The sequence below is a fragment of the Natronobacillus azotifigens genome (genome assembly GCF_026805325.1).
GTDB classification, from domain to species: domain Bacteria; phylum Bacillota; class Bacilli; order Bacillales; family Amphibacillaceae; genus Natronobacillus; species Natronobacillus azotifigens.
In genome coordinates, this window is record NZ_JAPRAT010000055.1 from 1 (window position 1) to 3,714 (window position 3,714).

Annotated in this window: 2 protein-coding genes and 1 pseudogene; 2 read left to right on the forward strand and 1 reads right to left on the reverse strand. The window is 34.2% G+C overall.

Translation table 11 applies throughout. From position 1 onward, the window contains the following. Both OWO01_RS15775 and OWO01_RS15780 read left to right on the forward strand, forming a co-directional pair. Nucleotides 1–203 (forward strand): hypothetical protein (locus OWO01_RS15775; RefSeq protein ID WP_268781433.1); only part of this gene is annotated, 203 nt, incomplete at its 5' end. Nucleotides 204–455: 252 nt separating this feature from the next. Beyond that, nucleotides 456–1,232: pseudogene (locus tag OWO01_RS15780) on the forward strand (transposase); the annotation flags it as partial. Nucleotides 1,233–1,603: 371 nt separating this feature from the next. Here the strand turns inward: OWO01_RS15780 and OWO01_RS15785 are convergent. Then, nucleotides 1,604–3,166 carry a GmrSD restriction endonuclease domain-containing protein gene (locus OWO01_RS15785; RefSeq protein ID WP_268781434.1) on the reverse strand — a complete coding sequence of 521 codons (1,563 nt, stop codon included), beginning with the start codon at nucleotides 3,164–3,166 and terminating at the stop codon, nucleotides 1,604–1,606. Between the last annotated feature and the right edge of the window lie 548 nt (nucleotides 3,167–3,714).

The following is a 3,714-nucleotide window of genomic DNA, read 5'->3' on the forward strand; positions in this document are numbered from 1 at the left end:
TAGAAATTCGTTATCAAGAAAACAACGGATTTCTTCAGCCCCAACTTTCACACGACAATATTCCCCTACATGTCCTTCAGGTACAGAATAGTGATTTTGGTTATTACTACGGTGCTGTATTTATCTATTCGACACTCAACAAGGTCAGCGGCATCAAATGGTTGAATCATAGTGATAACATTTGTTTCTCTTTCCTTTTCTAATAGCTGAATTTTTGAGATTTTGTGTTCATGATGTGGTCGTTTATTCACGTCTAAAAGTGTAGTTATCATGTGCTTATTGGCTGGGTCTATGTTGTTAAATGTAAAGTCAGGTGAGAAGGCCTTTCGTCTTACGTATTCAACACTACGCTCTACACTACTCGCAAGCTGTGCACCTTGGTATTCGAACCTAGATGTTAGTAGCTCTAGGGCGGCTTTCGAACCAAGTATAGTACTGATACACGAGGTTGCTGATATCAAGTCGTGCATCAAGTGCCGAAGGAAAAGCAGCACTTTCTGCAACACTTGAGCTTTAAATGAAATACCTTTAAAGAAGAAGTTGACTCCTCTGTTTTTGGCAATGCGATGATATGGAGCTATTTTTCGAGAAATTTAGATTAGAAGAACTATCACAAATGCCATTGGAAGACCTAGCTGCATTTCTTCAAGAGAAAGGGAAAAACCGCTTTGGTGATCCTGAATGTGTAGATAAATCGATCCAACGTGCCGTTCGTTCTTCTTATCGCTCAGACGAAGTTGTTGAAGCTCATCCTCGGCACGACGATTGAAGTGATTCGCACCCTTCAAAAACAGGTGAAAGAGCTTGATAAGGCCATCAAACGAATCATGGCCGGATTAACAGAAACCCTTGAAACAATCACAGGCATTGGGCCAGTATTTTCTGCTGGCATAATCGCTGAAATTGGCCAAATTGAGCGCTTTGACGATGAGACAAAGATCGCGAAATAGCGTAAAAACCAATCCGGTTACTTTACAGCTGATGATACTTCGCTATCACGTCAGGGAAATCAGTATCTTAGATATTACCTTGTTGAAGCCGCCAACTCGGTAGGAAAACAAGTCCCTGAATACCAAGCGTATTACGCGAAGAAACACAAAGAAGTACCAAAAGTACCAAAACACCAACATAAAAGGGCACTCGTCTTAACCGCAAGAAAATTCGTACGTTTGGTTGATGCGCTACTACGCAGTCACCAAGTCTACACGCCGAAAAGGAGCGTGAATGAATGAAGCCTAACTAGCTTCTAACTCCTTTTATTGAATTCCAGTAATTCACATAACATTACTGGTTTAGTTTGGTTCCTTTCTTCTCTGCAAGACGGATGATTTCCGTCACTTTTTGACGAGAGTTAGCTGTAATACATCTAAGACTGATTCCACATCGTTTAATTCCAAAATCTTTCAATAATAAATCATAAAAAAATACCTCCTGTATAATAAATGTCACAGAATTAGGTGTGCTCATTCATTATACAAAGGTATCGTGGTAAACGCCTGTCTCTTAATGGTAAATTCGCTTTCATTCGGTGGTAAATAGTATGGTGAGGTTGGTACATTTCAATGGCTGTAATCAAGGTAACTAACTAAATCTTTGTTACCACCTAATTTTTATAAGTTGTATTACAATATAAGTGAGTCATTTGACCGTTTGAGAGATCAGCTAATCCCCCATCTTCTTTTCGGTGAATATGGTCTATAGAACTTGTTTTAGGAGAAATATATCCACCACAAATTGGACATGTAGGGATATTTTTGATAAGGGACTGTATTTTAATTTGTTGTTTTTGTCCTCTAGAAAAATTTTTCTTTACCGCATTTGAATGGTTATCTAATATATCAGTTTGTAAGAATTTAAAATTATCCATTTCTTTCAACTTAGTTACAACATCTTCAGGATCAATAAATTTATTGTCGTAAATAATATTAGTTAAAGCTTCATAATAATCTGATACACCACGATACGCTCTCTTTGATTGACGCCATTTTCTTATAATTTGTTGGACCAAGAAATTATGGGACATTAAAGTTTTTTCAAAGGTCTCTCTTACTTCTATAAATTTATTTAGTTGCTTCTTACTAATAAGTTTATTAAAAAAGTATAACACCCCATAAAAAGAACCAACTTTATGTTTTCCAAGGTCCGAATAAAAGTAAACAAAAGGATGTAATCCCATTGAACATGGCTTCTTGGAATTGATATATTCTAATACTTTTAATGTATTTTTTAAATGTTTTATTACACTTGATGCATCTCCCTCTTGTTCATCTTTACTATTAACAATTCCATTGCATATTTTAACTGTTTGAGTCACAGTATCTAGAGTATATGTTGAGGCAAAGGGTCCTCCAACTGGTAAATCATTAATTTCATTCATTGATACACTTTTATTTCCAAATAATAGTTGGTGAATTTCAGATGATAACTTAGTAATCTCGTCTTGATTTGATTGATCAAAAGCTGACCAATATTGGTGTCCTTTACCTGCCCTTACTATTGCCCTTGATGTAATTGCATGTGCTTTATTTCGTGCTATTATTAATTCTAATTCAGCATTGCTGATCTTGGTAGCAGATTGGTTAATTTTTAAAAATGATTCTTCAGCAGTGCTTGAATCCCCCTCTACCCATTGAACCTGTAGTGCTAAAGAGCCTAGATTATTAACAATTTTTGAAATGTTTTCATTGTCTGGCCCAAGCTTTTTTCGTCTAGCATTCTTTAATTCTTTAAATGATCCAATTTTATTATTGATTAATTCACGTGTTCTTTGTGCAATAGATTTTTGGTCGTCGGGAATAAATCGATCATAATATTCTAATGAAATATTATTGTCTCCATAATCGTCATTAATCCATGCACCTAAGCTACTGAGTCTATGAGCACCATCAATTACAAAGATATATCCATTTTTATTTTTCCATAATATGATTGCAGGAACTAATTCACCATTTATAAAGCTTTCTATGAATGAACAAACTTTTTCTTCACTCCATTCATTAGTTTCTCTTTGGAATTCAGGTTTTCTAAGAGCTGTGAAAAAGAAAGAATCATATTGCAAATCTTCAATAGAAAGAGTAGTTTTATTTCTACTAACCCCTCCACTTAATTCTTCTGTAACTTCAAAATCTTCTCTGGGTATCAGTGCATCTAAAGTAACTGTTTTCATAATAAGATCCTCCAATTTATATCTCTAGTAAATATTCTTACTATTATTATACTATAATAATACAAAACATCCATAAATAATACTAAATTCGACCTTTTTTTATATTTAATTACAATTCCATAGAAAGAGTAGTATACCATTTAGCTTCTCATTCTTCTACCCTGAATACTTTCGGCATTATTAACTGAGATCCGTAATGTCTTAAGATGTGACATAGTTTATGAAAAAGTATTCTCTCTGTTCTTGCTCTGTTAGTTAATAATTACCATGTTGATACTCAAAAGAATTCTTTTTCTTGCAAATTTTCCAGATATGATTACTTACATAATTAAAGTGTATGGACCTTATACTTGTATTTAGGCTTTTTCCGTTCTTCTTTTCTACAAGGCTCAATTTTTAGTCTATCCCCATTCAATATAATGTATTTAGCTTGTTACCGCTTCTTTTGAGTATGTAGTTAGTCTAATAAATCTTGCTATAATACAACTATGCTTTTCCTTTGCTGAATTTAATTCTCTAATTTCTCTTACTGTAATATGAGGTCCCTA